This window comes from Owariibacterium komagatae, assembly GCF_045865535.1.
Lineage (GTDB): Bacteria > Bacillota > Clostridia > Oscillospirales > Ruminococcaceae > Ruthenibacterium > Ruthenibacterium komagatae.
Genome location: NZ_AP031406.1, coordinates 3,552,201 through 3,566,537 on the forward strand (window position 1 = coordinate 3,552,201; position 14,337 = coordinate 3,566,537).

Sequence of the window (14,337 nt, forward strand, 5' to 3'; positions counted from 1 at the left end):
GGATGATTGTTTTATTGTAACAGGCAAACGGGGGAAACGCAACTTCTGCGCATGAAGCGCATGAGGAGGAATGTTGTGAAGCCGATTATAAAAGTGGATCATATCCGAAAAGTATACCGGGTAGGACATGAGAAGGTAGTCGCGTTAAACGATATCAACCTTTCCATCAATCCGGGGGAAATTTGTTGCATTGTGGGTGCATCCGGTTCCGGAAAATCCACTTTGCTCAATCAGCTGGCGGGCCTGGAGAAGCCGACCCGCGGAGATGTGTACATTGCAGGTCAGAATGTTTCCAAAATGACAGAACAGGAGTTGGCTGTTTTTCGCCAAAACAATCTGGGCTTTGTGTTTCAGTCATATAACTTATTGCCCACACTGACTGCTTTGGAAAATGTGGCTTTGCCGCTGATGTTCAAAGGAATACGAAAGTCTCAACGGGAAAAGATGGCAGCAAAGCAGCTCAAGGCAATGGGGCTGGGGAAAAGAATGTACCATAAACCCACGGAGATGTCCGGTGGCCAGCAGCAGCGTGTTGGTATCGCGCGTGCTTTTGTGGGAAACCCAAAGGTCATTTTTGCGGATGAGCCTACGGGAAATTTGGATTCGCATACTACTGCACAAGTGATGAATGCCATTCTGAAGTTGGCGCATGAGAACAATATCACATTTGTAATGGTCACACATGAGCGTGATCTGGCGGGATGTGCTGACCGGATCATCACCATCAAGGACGGATGTGTCCTGCGGGACGAGGTAATCGAAAATCCGAACCAGGTATTCGAGGTACAGCTGAGTCCCATGGACGAAGAGTATGCGCATGCGGCGGCGGAAAAGGTGGAAAATGCGCGGACACAAGCGGATATTGCAGAAAAAGGAGAAGGGGCACAATGAAAAATATAAGAAAGAGTTATAAAAAGCTGGTGGGGGGAGCCTTAATACTGCTGATGATGGTCAGTGTGTTCTGTGTACCCTTTACAAGTATAGCGTTTGCGGCAGGAAATATCAGCTTTACCAAAAACCTTCCATCAGAACCGCAAACGTTGTCCGGAGGTTCTTTGGTATTATCAGTAGAAGCAAAAGCAGCGGATGGTGCGGCCATTCGATATGAATGGTATAAGGATGGCGCGGCGATTTCGGGGGCGACCAGCGCCACTTATACGGTTTCGACTCCAGGCGAGTATTCGGTAAAAGCAATCAACCAAAGTAACGAAGGGGATTTTGCAGAAAGTCAAACATGTACTGTAACAGAACCGCAGTCCGGTAACGGACAGCTTTACGTTGCCGGCTACAGTGTTGTGGATAATTTGGGAAATCCCATTCTGTACCTGACACCTGAGACACACTGCAAAATTGTTTTCCTGATGGTGGATGGGCGTGTTTTGGATTCGGATGTTCCTCAGGGAACGGATCTGAAAAGCTATATTCATATTACCCCCACTTCCAAAGCGTTTTCTTCGTGCAGCAACGGAGATATTTGGCTGGATCGAGAGGCATCCGTGGATGGAAGCCTAACTTATTCGCTGACCTTCAATGACATTACTTATCTGGACACTACTGCCCAGGACAACACTTTGTCCTTTGATGTAAGTGTTATCAATAATTCGACGCCCGGCGCTCCGATTGCGAACCTTCCGCTGACCTCTGTTTCTCAGTCGATCGGCCAGTGCTCGAAAAGTAAGGATGAGACTGTTACCAGCGGTGCAAAACCTACAGTCATGGTAAAAGATTCCAACTATGGCGGCGGAAACATTGCTGCGGGACAAAACTTTACATTGACGTTGACTTCGTATAATACCAGCCGTTCCACTGCGATTTCGGACGTGGTGACTACCATTACACTGCCGCAAACGCTGACATTGGCAGCGGGGAGTAATACGGTGCTGACGGAGTCTGTTCCGGCGGGTGGTTCCTATCAGACTACTTTCACCCTGCAGGCGCAGAGCAGTGCTGAAACAGGCGTAGCGAATGTGACGGTGGAGTATCGTTATTACATCAAGGGCACAGATGAGCAGTTGACTTCCAGCCAGCTGATTACCGTGCCCATCGTGCAGCCGGATCGTTTCTCCTTTACGTCCATGGATTTGCCGCAGGAGATGTATGCAGGCGAAGAAAACACCATTACAGTTAACTACGTGAACAAAGGTAAGGGTATTTTGTATAACCTGACTGCGGAAATTTCGGGGAATATCAATACGCCGGGTCAGCAGCAGTATCTGGGAAATTTGAACTCCGGAACGGAAGGCAGTGCGGACTTTACGATTCAGACCGACCAACCCGGCACGGTTTCCGGTACAATTACGTTGACCTATGAGGATGTCAACGGAAACGAAAAGAAGCAGACGCAGGATTATTCCCTGACGGTCAGCGAGATGCCTACCTATGATGACATGCCGGATATGGATATGGATGCCATGGGCGACATGGACATGCAGCAGGGGATGCCTGTCTGGGGTTGGGTGCTGATTGGAGTAGGCGTTGTGGCGGTCATTGTGGTGGTTGTAGTGATCGTGAAAAAGAAAAAGGCGAAACGCCGCGCCGAATTACTTGCGGAGGACAATGACGATGAAGATTTCTGATCTTCTGTCCCTTTGCTTTGAGAATCTTCGCCGACGCAAAGGCCGTACAACGCTGACAATTATCGGCGTAGTAGTCGGCACCTGTTCGATTGTAGTCATGGTGTCTCTGGGCATTGCCATGAACGTCGGTTTTGACGAAATGATTCAGCAGTGGGGTGACTTGACCCAGATTCAGGTATACAACTGGAGCAGCGGTACTGGTGAAGTGGATCCGCTGAACGATGAAATGGTGGCTAAAATCGATGAATTTGATCATGTGGTCGTGGCAACACCGCAGTATCAGCCGCGCTATTTCAACATGAATCTGACGGCAGGAAAAAACGATCGTTATGTTGCTCAGTATGTCACAGTTGTAGGAATGTATCCCAAAGCCATTGAATTGTTGGGTTATGAGCTGGAGTCCGGCAGTTATCTGCCGGATACACCGGCTTCTATGAATAGCGGAAAGAAGCAGGTTCAGGTCCTGGTAGGTCAGAATTTAGGTTATCAGTTTACAGACCCAAAGAAGCGGGGAGAAAAAGCCTATCGCTATCCGGGCCAGACAGATGCAGGCGGAAAAGAATTGGGGCCGTTTGTAGATATCTCCAAAGATAAGATGACCTTGAAAAGCAATAACCAGGGCGGCGAAGGAGAAGGCAAGGAGCTGGAGTACGCGCTGGATGTAGAAGGCGTTATGATCTCAGACTACAAAAAAGGCTATGTAACAGATGCCGGCGTGGTCATGGATCTTACGGTCTTGAAGCGTTTGGAAAAAGAGTACATGAAAGCCAACGGTATCAAGGACACCAGCAGCAACAACGGCTACGACAATGTCTACGTAAAAGTGGATGATGTGGATAATGTGGAAGCCGTGGAAGAAGCGATCCAGGAGCTCGGTTATTCTACTTATTCCATGAGAAGTGAACGGGAAAATATGCAAAAGCAGTCCCAGATGATCCAGATGATTTTGGGCGGCTTAGGCGCTGTTTCGCTGTTCGTGGCGGCCCTTTCCATCGCCAACACCATGACGATGGCTATCTACGAGCGCACCAAAGAAATTGGTGTGATGAAGGTGCTGGGGTGTGGACTGGGAAAGATTCGTGCCATGTTCCTTGTGGAAGCTGCGATGATTGGCTTTTTAGGCGGTGTGTTCGGAGTGGCCATCAGTTATGCACTTTCCTTTGCGCTGAATACGTTTGGACCATTGTTGATGGGGTCGGTATTGGGCGGATTTTTGCCTATGTATGGTTCCCAAATTTCAGTAATTCCACTGTGGCTTGCAATGTTGGGAATTCTGTTTTCAACAGGCATCGGTATTGTGTCGGGTATTATGCCCGCCGGTCGTGCAGTCAAAATTTCGGCATTGGAAGCAATCCGGCACGAGTAATGCCGGAAAAGCGTATAAAAAAGAACAGGCGATATTTGTCGCCTGTTCTTTTTTATGATTCTATTATAGCGAAGGGTTCAGTTGCTCCACAATTTCCGGAGTCAGGCTTTGCAAAATTGCACAAGCGAGATTGACCGCCGCATCCATATCGCAGGCTGCCGCATATCCGTAGTGCGTATGAGCATAGCGCACAGGAATCCCCAACACCAGCGTGAGAATGCCGCCGGCAGCCAGATGAATGGACCCGCCGTTGGTCCCACCGCCCGTACGGACAGCCATTTGATGCGGAATCCCGGCCTTTTGAGCAATCTGGCGCGCAAAAGCAATCAAGCCCGGATGGGCAACCATGCTTGCATCCCGATATCGAATTTGAACACCTTTTTTCAGTGCCCCTTGTGCTTGATCTGCAGGCGTAAAAGTATCGTCGGCAGGGGTGCCTTCCAAACAAATCGCCAGTCGGGGACGAAGATGTTCCGCTGTGATTTTGGCACCGCGCAGCCCTACTTCTTCCTGTGTGGAGAAGGCTGCCGCAACATCCACTTGCAGGGGCTCGTCTTTCAAGCGTTCCATCGCATCCACCAGCCCGGCGCATCCCAATCGGCAGTCAAACGCTTTTCCGAGCATTAAGCCGGTCTTTTCAGAGTACGAAAACTGTACGTCGGGTACAGCTACAAGGCCAGGTTCCAAGCCTAGTTCAGCGGCGTCTGCGGCACTGCAAACGCCTGCGTCCAGAAAAATATCATCCAGAGAAAGTCCAGCACTTTTTTCAGCGTTTGTCATGAAATGGGGCGGCTTGGAAGTGGAAACTGCACGAACAAGTTCACCGCGATTGTTCCGGATGACAAAAAGATGCGCAGGGATATTATGTTCTACCCATCCGCCAAGGGGAACAAGTTTCAAAAGTCCGTTGGAAAGCACAGACTGAATCATGAACCCAACTTCATCCAAATGTGCGTCCAGCATTACAAGCGGCCTCCCATTATTTTGAGGAAGAGCAGCATAGACATTCTGCATGCCGTCGCGTTTTACGGAAAAACCATTCAGCAATTCGGAAATGGTATCGGCTACCTCGTGCTCATGGCCGGATGGACCGAAAGCATTTGAGATTTTTTCACAATATTTCAAATTTGGCATATCGCATTATCCTTCTTTTTTGTTTTGTTCCAAATGATCCAGCTCTTGGACCCAGGCCGCAGCGCAGGCGTCGCTGGGCATTCTCCAGTCGCCTCTCGGGGAGAGCGTTACGGTACCGACCTTGGGGCCGTCAGGCACACAGCTTCGTTTGAATTGCTGGCTGAAAAAGCGCCAGTAGAACTTGCGCAGCCATTTTAAAATCACAGCATCCTCAAATTGATCCCGGAACGCATTTTGCGCAAGGAAGAAAACCTTGGCAGGGGAAAAGCCCCAACGCACAGCATAATACAAAAAGAAGTCATGCAGATCGTACGGACCGACAATTTCCTCTGTCTGCTGGCTGATGACTCCATCTTTCGCGGGAAGCAGTTCCGGACTGACAGGCGTGTCTAAAATGTCGCGCAGAACATCACGCAATTCACTGCTGTCCGTAGTATCTGCTACCGTTGCGACAATATGCCGTACTAAAGTTTTAGGCACCGAAGCGTTGACGCCGTACATGCTCATATGATCGCCGTTGTAGGTTGCCCAGCCAAGCGCCAACTCAGACAAATCACCCGTACCGATGACAAGGCCGTTGGTTCGATTGGCCAGATTCATCAAGACCAATGTGCGCACACGGGCTTGGGTGTTTTCAAAAGTGACATCGTGCGTCTGCGGATCTTGCCCGATATCCCGGAAATTGCTTTGAACCGTTTCTGTAATATTGACTTCACGAAGTGTGACGTCCAAAGCCCGGCAAAGTTTTTCGGCATTGTTGCGCGTTCTTTGCGTGGTCCCAAAACAGGGCATGGTGACGGCAGTAATATCGGAAAGCGGACGCCCCAACTCTTTGAACGCCCGCGTAACGACCAAAAGTGCAAGCGTGCTGTCCAGTCCACCGGAAATTCCCACTACAGCGCTGCTGCATCCCGTGTGGGCAAGACGCTTTTTTAAGCCATTGGCTTGCATGGCAAGGATTGCAGAGCAGCGGCGGGCACGATGAGCAGGATCAGAAGGGACGAAGGGTGCAGGGTCAATCCGCCGCGTCAAAGTCGTTTCCTTTTTGGTTGTCTCGAAGGAAACAACCGCGTAGCCATCCTGCTTTGAGGCATCAAAGCTTGTGTTTTTCAGACGTTCTCCCGCAAGACGGTCCACATCAATTTCCGAGCAGATCAATCCATTTTGAAACAGTTGGCTCTGCGCCAGAATGGAACCGTTTTCTGCAATCAGATTGTGACCGGCAAAAACCATGTCTGTTGTGGATTCTCCGTCGCCGGCGTCGGCGTAAAGATAACCGCACAGCAGTCGTGCGGACTGCCCTTCGACCAGACTGCGACGATATTCAGCCTTTCCAATGGTCTCATCACTGGCGGAAAGGTTGGCAATCAGAACAGCACCGGCCATGGCATGGCCGACACTGGGGGGGAGCGGAGCCCAAAGGTCTTCACAGATTTCTACGGCCATGCACAGATTTTTGTTCTGACGGCTTCGGAACAGAAGCTTGGTACCAAAGGGGATGCTGACGCCATCAAAAAAGAAGGTTTCGTTTTCAGCGGGCGCAGGTACAAAATGTCTGCGCTCATAGAATTCGTTGTAATTTGGAATGTGCGTTTTGGGGACGATTCCCAGCAGCTTCCCTTGCTGCAGAACCGCTGCGCAGTTATAAATTTTACCGTTATGGCGCAAGGGCAGACCGACAACGATCAACAGGGAAAAATCCTGTGTATCATGAAGAAGCGTGCGCAGCGCTTCCTCAGCGCTGTTTAAAAGGGTGTCCTGAAAGAAGAGGTCGCCGCAGGTGTAACCCGTGATGCATAACTCCGGCAGACATAAAATTTCAACGCCAGCTTGTTCCGCCACTCGTACATTGGTCAAAATGGCCTGTTCATTGAAGCTGCAGTCTGCCACATGAATTTGCGGTGTGGCACATGCCGTTTTTACAAAACCATAGTTCATCATTTTAACCGCCTTTTTCGTTTTTGCGTTCGATACTTTGTACTGTTAGAGTTTGGTCCTGAACCGTAAAGCGGATTTCAAAATTTAAAAAGGGAAACCCATAAATTCGATCTGGATCGTTTTGGTAAGAAGGACGCGGATCCTGCGCCAAAAGCGCCAGCAGAGCAGCGCGGTCGGAAGGGGCAAGAAGCGCTGAAAGTTCTTCAGGGCAATGCACCAGAAGAGAATCCTGCAGGTGTCGGTCAGCAAAGCCGCCGTTGGCGTCCGGATGGCTGTCAGTAAAGGAAAGATATGGTTTGATATCATAAATAGGTGTTCCGTCCATCAGATCAGCGCCAGCTACATGCAGGACCGGTCCAAGCTGCGGATGAATCTCAATGGAATTCAGACGGACAGAAGAGAGGCCGATCGGATTGGGGCGGAAGGGAGAGCGGGTGGCGAAAACCCCCATACGCTTATTTCCGCCCAATCGTGGCGGGCGGACCGTAGCGGTCCAGTTTTCGCGTACTGCCTCAGAAAATTGCCAGATCAGCCAGACATGGGAGAATTCTTCCAGACCGCGCACAGCGTCCGGATTGCGATATTCCGGCTCGAAAATAATCTGTGCATTTAATTCCTGCACCAGACCGCTCTGGCGAGGGATTCCAAATTTTGTGGGGAATCCGCATCGAATTCGTGCAATTGTTTTTAAAGCGGGGCTTTGTTCCACGCGTTTATCCTGCCTTTCCCGATGGAATAAGATCTGTTCGTTATTATAGCACACAATGAAAGAGGCGTCATCCTTGAACCCTGTTTTCTTTCACTGCAGCGAGGGCAAGACGTTCTGCCGCGACTTTGGCTGCACAGGCGAGCGTGGCCATCTCAAGTGCACTTTCTCCATCCCGAGTGGCGCAGTCGTTCATTTTGAAAAATGCCTGTTCCAACAGTTCACAGAATGGGTCGTACCAATTGCCGGGATCGCCTTTATCCAGCAGAATACGGATCATTGGCAAAGATAGCGTTTGCTTGAGCACACCAATGGCAATGAGATGCGCCAGATGGGAGCGATTGTATTTTTTCTTGGTCGGAGGCGGCAGGAGCTGAAGCTTGACGTAATTATTGATCATACTCGCAGTCACAATATGAGAATCTTCACAGGGAACAAAGGGGAAAAGATATTTATCCAGCAGATTCAACACCTGATCCAGATACAATTCAAAATCTGGCAGTTCGTTCCAACGGGGAAGCCGGGCGCCTTTTTGTTCCCAAAGAGTTTCTTCCATCTGTATCCAAACCTCTTTTCATCTGTTTTTCAAAACCAGTATACCGAAAAAAGGGCTACTTTTCAAGAAGAGCGCCCTGTGTTATACTGTCTTACAAAGGATTTGCGAAAAGGGTGGACTGCTATGAAATCGGAATATCTTAAATATGCACTTCGTCAGCTGGAGGCTCTCTTGCGGATTCCGAGTCCCACGGGCTTCACCGCACAGGTGTCACGGTATTGTTTCTACGAATTTGCCAATTTAGGGTACATTCCTACGCTGACGCAGAAGGATGGCGTTCTGGTTTGCCTGGGCGGGGAAGAGAATCCCATTCTGCTGGGGGCACACATTGATACTCTGGGTGCCATGGTACGGGAAATCAAACCCAATGGGCGTCTGCGGGCCGCCAGGGTAGGAGGATTGCAGGCGTCCAATGCAGAGACAGAAAACGTAACGGTGCATACGCGCGGCGGGAAGACGATCAGCGGAACGTTTCAGCTGGAAAATGCTTCGGTCCACGTAAATGGCGAGTATGACAAGATTGTGCGGACATTTGATAATCTGGAAGTGGTTTTGGACGAAAAAGTGAAAGATGCGGCGCAGGTTCGGGCATTGGGGATCAATGTGGGCGATTATATCACGCTGTCACCGCGCTTTTCGGTGACAGAGAGCGGGTTCATTAAAAGCCGCTTTTTGGACGATAAATTGTCGGCGGCGATTCTGCTTACATATGCCAAATATTTAAAAGATGAACAAAAACAGCCTTCCCGAAAAGTGTATGTGGATTTTACCACTTATGAGGAAGTTGGACATGGCGGTGCCTGTATTCCGGAAGATGTCAAGGAAATGATCAGTGTAGATATGGGATGTGTGGGAGAAGGCCTGCAGTGCGACGAAACACAGGTGTCTATCTGTGTGATGGATTCCAGCGGCCCCAGCAGCCGGGCGGTCGTAGATGGCTTGGTGGAAGCTGCAGAACGAGCCAAAGTCCGCTATGCTTTGGATGTTTACCCCCATTACGGTTCCGATGCGGATGTAGCTCTTCGTGCCGGGTATGATGTGCGGCATTGTGTTGTGGGGGCGGGGGTATATGCTTCGCACGGTTACGAGCGTTCACACATTGAAGGTCTCGCCAATACGTTTGATTTGCTGTGTTCTTATTTAGATTAATAATGGGAAAAGGCGGATATTTTTCAGCGAAATTGTTGTTTTTTGCATAATATGCCATATCGAAAGACCTCCTGTTTGTGTGCTTTGTCAATATCAATTTATGTTTAGCTGTGATATACTTTAGCACAATAAAGGGGTTGCCTCAGACAACCTCTGGTCAGGAGGGTTTCAATATGAAAAAGGCATGGGCGTTTTTGACAGCGGCAGCGGTGCTGGCGGGTCTGGCCGGGTGTGGAGGATCCGGTTCCAGTGCAGCAAATGATGCACAGGGTTCGGGGACCGCGGCTGCGAGTTATAAAGTGGGAATCGTTCAGTATATGGAACACAGCGCGCTTGATTCTGCTACACAGGGCTTTCAAGATGCGTTGAAAGAAAAACTGGGCGATCAGGTGGAATTTGATGTTCAGAACGCACAGGGCGAAGCCACCAACTGCACGACCATTGCGTCGAAGTTTGTCAACGATGGCGTGAATCTGATTCTTGCCAATGCCACGCCGGCAGCGCAGGCTGCCGCTCAGGCGACGGGAGAGATTCCCATTGTAGGCACTTCGATTACAGATTATGTTTCCGCGGGCCTTGTGGCTGATGATGAGGCTCCCGGAGGAAACGTGACCGGCACATCGGATTTGAACCCGATCAAAGAACAGGTAGCACTCCTTCAGGCATTGTGCCCGGACGCGGAAAGCGTTGGAATCCTGTATTGTTCGGCTGAGAAGAACTCTGAGGTTCAGGTGGAACTGGCAACTGCAGAATTTGAGGCTCAGGGCATTCAGGTGCAGGCGTATGCAGCGGCGGATTCCAATGAATTGCAGTCGGTGGTAACCAAGGCGGCCAGTGAAAACGATGCTCTTTATATCCCTACCGATAATCTGCTGGCCAATAATATGGAGATCGTGAAAAACATTACAGTGCCCGAGAAAATTCCTGTCATTTGCGGCGAAGAGAACATGGTGACAATCGGCGGTCTGGCTTCTTACAGCATTGACTACTATACGCTGGGGTACAAAGCCGGTGAACAGGCCTATGAAATTATGGTCAATGGTGCAGATCCCGCAACGATGCCGATTGAGTATATGGCAAAGGAAGATTTGAAGGTTGTGGTCAACGACGAGATCGCGCAGGAGATCGGGGTAACGATCCCTGAGGATTTGGGAGTCGAATAAAGGCGTATTGGCAGCGGCCAGTTCTTTTCCTGGCCGCTGCTTTGTGCTATAATAAACTCTACGTTGCAACATGGATTCGCACGGAAGGAAAGAGGAGTCAAGATGGATTTTTTGCTGGCCTTTTTGAAGTCGATGCCAAGCTCCGTGGCGCAGGGCTTGATCTGGGGTATCATGTCTTTGGGTGTATATATTACTTATAAAGTGCTGGATTATGCAGACCTGACTGTGGACGGCAGCTTGTGCACTGGCGGCGCTGTGGCAGCGGTACTGATTGTTGGAGGAATGAATCCGCTGCTGGCGCTGGTGTTTGCCTTTATTGCAGGTATGTTGACCGGCCTTGTCACCGGCGTTTTGCATACCTGCTTTGGTATTCCGGCAATTTTGTCCGGAATTCTCACGCAATTAGCGCTGTATTCGATCAATATGCGCATTATGGGCAAATCCAATGTTCCTTTAAGTGTGGATCAGTACCCGTTGACGGTCAGCTTGCGGTATATCTGGCCGGCCGTTCTGGTTGGGATTATTGCGGTGGCCATTGTAGTGGCTGCACTGTACTGGTTCTTTGGAACAGAAATTGGATGTGCCATTCGTGCGACGGGCAATAATCAGGCAATGGCACGGGCACAGGGCGTGAATACCAATGCCATGAAGGTGCTTGGGCTGGTGCTCTCCAATGGCCTTGTTGGAATGGCAGGCGCTTTGTATGCACAGTATCAGGGAAGTGCAGACATTAATATGGGGCGTGGCGCGATTGTCATCGGGCTGGCCAGCGTGATTGTAGGCGAAGTGGTGTTCGGAAACCGATTTAACTTTGCCTACCGTCTTGCGTCCATTGCAGGCGGTTCCATTATTTATTACATCGTCATTGCGTTTGTTGTGCAGTGCGGTATGCCTACACAGGATTTGAAGCTGTTCAGTGCTCTTACGGTTGCGGTTTTCCTTGCACTGCCTTATCTGCGTGGAAAATACTTCAAAAAGAGCGTGCAGAAGAAAAAAGGGGGCAGAACCGATGCTTGAACTGAAACATATCCATAAGACGTTCAATCCCGGCACGGTTACGGAAAAGAGAGCGATTTGCGATTTGAGCGTGACACTCAATGACGGGGATTTTGTGACAGTGATCGGCGGAAATGGCGCTGGCAAATCTACTATGCTGAATCTGATTGCCGGTGTATACGGTGTGGATGAAGGTGCCATTTTGCTGGATGGAATTGATGTGACGGCGGATCCGGAATATAAAAGGGCCAAATTCCTGGGACGGGTTTTTCAGGACCCTATGATGGGAACGGCCGGCAATATGGGCATTGAAGAAAATTTGGCAATGGCCTACCGCCGCGGGAAAAAGCGTGGGCTTGGATGGGGAATTTCCAAGGAAGAGCGTGCACTGTATCGTGAAAAGCTCAGCATGTTGGGCTTGGGCCTTGAGGATCGGCTGACCAGCAAAGTGCGTCTGCTTTCCGGCGGACAGCGTCAGGCGGTCACGTTGCTGATGGCAACGCTTCAGAACCCGCGCCTTCTGCTTCTGGATGAGCATACGGCTGCGCTGGACCCCAAGACAGCGCACAAAGTGCTTTCCATCACCGAAAAAATTGTGGCAGAGAATCAGTTGACAACACTGATGGTGACTCATAATATGAAAGATGCGATTCGGTATGGAAATCGTTTGATTATGATGCACGAGGGTAAGATTATTTACGATGTGGCCGGAGAAGCAAAAAAACAGCTTCAGGTTGCAGACCTTCTGCAAAAATTTGAGCAGGCGAGCAACGGAGAGTTCGCAAACGACCGGATGCTTTTGTCCTGAGAGGATGGATTGAATGGAAGAAATACAGGCTGTTTTGTTCGATTTGGACGGGACGCTGGTGGACTCAGAACCGGGTATTCTGGCTTCGTTTGCCAAGGCGTTCGAACCATATGGGATTACGCTTTCCCAGGAACAGAAACGCAGCTTGTTGGGGCCGCCTTTGAAAGACAGTTTTGCACGCTTTCTGCCGCCGGATCAGGTAGAGCGTGCGGTGGCGGCTTATCGAGCGTTTTATGAGACGAATGGGATCTATCAGTGCACTGTTTACGATGGCGTTGAAACCATGTTGTCCTCTTTGCATGCGAATGGGTTTGTGCTGGGCCTGGCAACCTGCAAGTTGAGAAAGGCCGCTCGGACCATGCTGGAATTTTTGCACTTGGATCAATACTTCGACTATTTGGGCGGGTCGGTTCCAGAACTTGATCTGGAGACCAAAGCGCAAGTGATTGATGATGTGTTGGCGCAACCCTGTTTCGCAGGAAAAACAGCGGTCATGGTAGGTGATCGTGACAATGATATGCAGGGAGCAGCTGCATGTGGACTGCCGGTGATTGCTGCTGGTTATGGATATGGTACGCCGCAGGAATTGCAGGCCTTCAGCCCGGTCTATTATGCAAAAACCCCCATGGATGTGAGCAGTTGGCTTTTGGGACAGAACGACAATGAAACGGAGGAAACGACATGAAGATTACAGTGCTTGGATGTGGGCGCTGGGGGTCGTTTTTGGCGTGGTATCACGGACAGAATCATGAGATTCGGCTTTGGGGAAGAGAAACGTCCCGAGGCTATCAGGAATTAAAGCAAACTGGTAAAAACCAGTATGTTGTTTTGCCGGACAGTGTTGTGATGACCAGCGATTTGGCGGCGGCAATTTCGTTTGCTGATGTGATTGTGATTTCGATCGGTGCCCAGCATCTGCGGGAACTGGCCGTACAAGTGAATGAATATCCCGTTCAGAACAAAACGTTTATTCTATGTATGAAGGGCCTTGAAAGTGATACTGGAAAACGTCTGACAGAGGTTTTCAAAGAAGAAGTGAAACAGCCAGTGCGGGTAGCCGTTTGGGTTGGACCGGGGCATGTGCAGGATTTCACCAATCGGATCCCCAACTGCATGGTTGTGGATTCTGACGATCGTGAAACCGTAAGCTTTATTGTCGACCAGTTGAACTCGGACTTGATTCGCCTGTATCGCGGAAATGACCTGATTGGTACGGAAGTAGGGGCGGCAGCCAAAAATGTAATTGGAATCGCCGCGGGAATGCTGGACGGAAAAGGGCTTTCCAGTTTGAAAGGTGCGCTGATGGCAAGGGGAGCACGTGAAGTTGCGAGGTTGATCCGTGCAATGGGCGGAAATGAGCTTTCTGCTTATGGCCTGTGCCATTTGGGTGATTATGAGGCGACTCTATTTTCGCCGCACAGCCACAACCGTCGCTTTGGAGAAAATTATATTCAGGGCAAGGAATATGGCGAATTGGCTGAAGGCGTGCCGACCGTTCAGGCGTTGGTAAGATTGGGTGAAGAATTCCAGGTGGATCTTCCGATTTGTAAAACGGTTTATGATATTTTGTATTTGAATGCGGATGGGGACAAAGCCTTAAAGGCTTTGTTTATGCGATCGGTCAAAGGTGAATTTGATACATGAGCAGAACGCTTTTCTTCGTTTCAGCATAGGATGAGGCGAAGGAGGGGATACCCATGTATCAGCAGGAAATCAATGAGTTCGTTGAGAGTACGCCTGTAAGAGACTGCAATCCGGCGTTTACAAGTCAGGAAAATTATGATTTAAGCACTTGGAATGACGTCCCGCAGGCCACAGAGAAAAAAGAACAGATCGCAGAAAGATGAGTTTTTGGAAGAGAGGGAGAACGCAGATGATGCATCTCCCTTTTTCTACGTAAATTTATGTTGACTAGCCGTGTAAAATAAGACATAATAATTAGATA

General features: G+C 49.7%; 14 protein-coding genes. 10 read left to right on the plus strand and 4 right to left on the minus strand.

From position 1 onward, the window contains the following. Window positions 1–75 precede the first annotated feature (75 nt). Genes ACKTS9_RS17730 through ACKTS9_RS17740 form a run of 3 tightly spaced genes read left to right on the plus strand, consistent with a single transcriptional unit; the run spans window position 76 to window position 3,942 of the window. A complete protein-coding gene (locus tag ACKTS9_RS17730; protein ID WP_349216069.1) occupies window positions 76–891 on the plus strand; it encodes an ABC transporter ATP-binding protein in 816 nt (271 codons plus the stop codon). Continuing rightward, window positions 888–2,576 carry a CARDB domain-containing protein gene (locus tag ACKTS9_RS17735; protein WP_349216068.1) on the plus strand — a complete coding sequence of 563 codons (1,689 nt, stop codon included), beginning with the start codon at window positions 888–890 and terminating at the stop codon, window positions 2,574–2,576. The genes ACKTS9_RS17730 and ACKTS9_RS17735 overlap by 4 nt, the downstream gene beginning before the upstream one ends. Further along, window positions 2,563–3,942, plus strand: coding sequence for an ABC transporter permease (locus ACKTS9_RS17740; RefSeq protein ID WP_349216066.1), 1,380 nt, complete (start codon window positions 2,563–2,565; stop codon window positions 3,940–3,942). The genes ACKTS9_RS17735 and ACKTS9_RS17740 overlap by 14 nt, the downstream gene beginning before the upstream one ends. 63 nt (window positions 3,943–4,005) lie before the next feature. Here ACKTS9_RS17740 and ACKTS9_RS17745 read toward each other — a convergent pair whose 3' ends face one another. The 4 genes from ACKTS9_RS17745 to ACKTS9_RS17760 form a co-directional block, all read right to left on the minus strand. Then, window positions 4,006–5,076 (minus strand): M42 family metallopeptidase, encoded by a 1,071-nt coding sequence (locus ACKTS9_RS17745; RefSeq protein WP_349216064.1) that lies wholly within the window; start codon window positions 5,074–5,076, stop codon window positions 4,006–4,008. Between the two features lie 6 nt (window positions 5,077–5,082). Next, window positions 5,083–7,014 carry an NAD(+) synthase gene (locus ACKTS9_RS17750; RefSeq protein ID WP_407882156.1) on the minus strand — a complete coding sequence of 644 codons (1,932 nt, stop codon included), beginning with the start codon at window positions 7,012–7,014 and terminating at the stop codon, window positions 5,083–5,085. A 4-nt stretch (window positions 7,015–7,018) separates the two neighbouring features. After that, window positions 7,019–7,723, minus strand: coding sequence for a tRNA (N6-threonylcarbamoyladenosine(37)-N6)-methyltransferase TrmO (gene tsaA, locus ACKTS9_RS17755; protein WP_407881988.1), 705 nt, complete (start codon window positions 7,721–7,723; stop codon window positions 7,019–7,021). A 67-nt stretch (window positions 7,724–7,790) separates the two neighbouring features. After that, complete coding sequence (locus ACKTS9_RS17760; protein ID WP_407881990.1) at window positions 7,791–8,276, minus strand: DUF1836 domain-containing protein; 486 nt, start codon at window positions 8,274–8,276, stop codon at window positions 7,791–7,793. A gap of 123 nt (window positions 8,277–8,399) precedes the next feature. Between ACKTS9_RS17760 and ACKTS9_RS17765 the strand changes: the two genes are divergently transcribed. The 7 genes from ACKTS9_RS17765 to ACKTS9_RS17795 all read left to right on the plus strand — a co-directional run bounded on the left by ACKTS9_RS17765 (window position 8,400) and on the right by ACKTS9_RS17795 (window position 14,239). Further along, complete coding sequence (locus ACKTS9_RS17765; RefSeq protein ID WP_407881992.1) at window positions 8,400–9,425, plus strand: M42 family metallopeptidase; 1,026 nt, start codon at window positions 8,400–8,402, stop codon at window positions 9,423–9,425. Window positions 9,426–9,598: 173 nt separating this feature from the next. Further along, the gene (locus ACKTS9_RS17770) at window positions 9,599–10,588 is read left to right on the plus strand and encodes an ABC transporter substrate-binding protein (protein WP_407881994.1); all 990 of its coding nucleotides are present in this window, start codon (window positions 9,599–9,601) and stop codon (window positions 10,586–10,588) included. Between the two features lie 102 nt (window positions 10,589–10,690). Then, window positions 10,691–11,605, plus strand: a complete 915-nt coding sequence (locus tag ACKTS9_RS17775) for an ABC transporter permease (protein WP_349216057.1) — start codon at window positions 10,691–10,693, stop codon at window positions 11,603–11,605. Then, the gene (locus tag ACKTS9_RS17780) at window positions 11,598–12,392 is read left to right on the plus strand and encodes an ABC transporter ATP-binding protein (protein ID WP_349216055.1); all 795 of its coding nucleotides are present in this window, start codon (window positions 11,598–11,600) and stop codon (window positions 12,390–12,392) included. The genes ACKTS9_RS17775 and ACKTS9_RS17780 overlap by 8 nt, the downstream gene beginning before the upstream one ends. Before the next feature lie 13 nt (window positions 12,393–12,405). Further along, window positions 12,406–13,077, plus strand: coding sequence for an HAD hydrolase-like protein (locus ACKTS9_RS17785; protein WP_407881997.1), 672 nt, complete (start codon window positions 12,406–12,408; stop codon window positions 13,075–13,077). Continuing rightward, entirely contained in the window at window positions 13,074–14,036 is a 963-nt protein-coding gene (locus tag ACKTS9_RS17790) for an NAD(P)H-dependent glycerol-3-phosphate dehydrogenase (RefSeq protein WP_407881999.1), read from the plus strand. Before ACKTS9_RS17785 ends, ACKTS9_RS17790 begins: the two co-directional genes overlap by 4 nt. A 53-nt stretch (window positions 14,037–14,089) precedes the next feature. Beyond that, complete coding sequence (locus ACKTS9_RS17795) at window positions 14,090–14,239, plus strand: hypothetical protein (protein ID WP_407882001.1); 150 nt, start codon at window positions 14,090–14,092, stop codon at window positions 14,237–14,239. The last annotated feature ends 98 nt before the right edge of the window (window positions 14,240–14,337 follow it).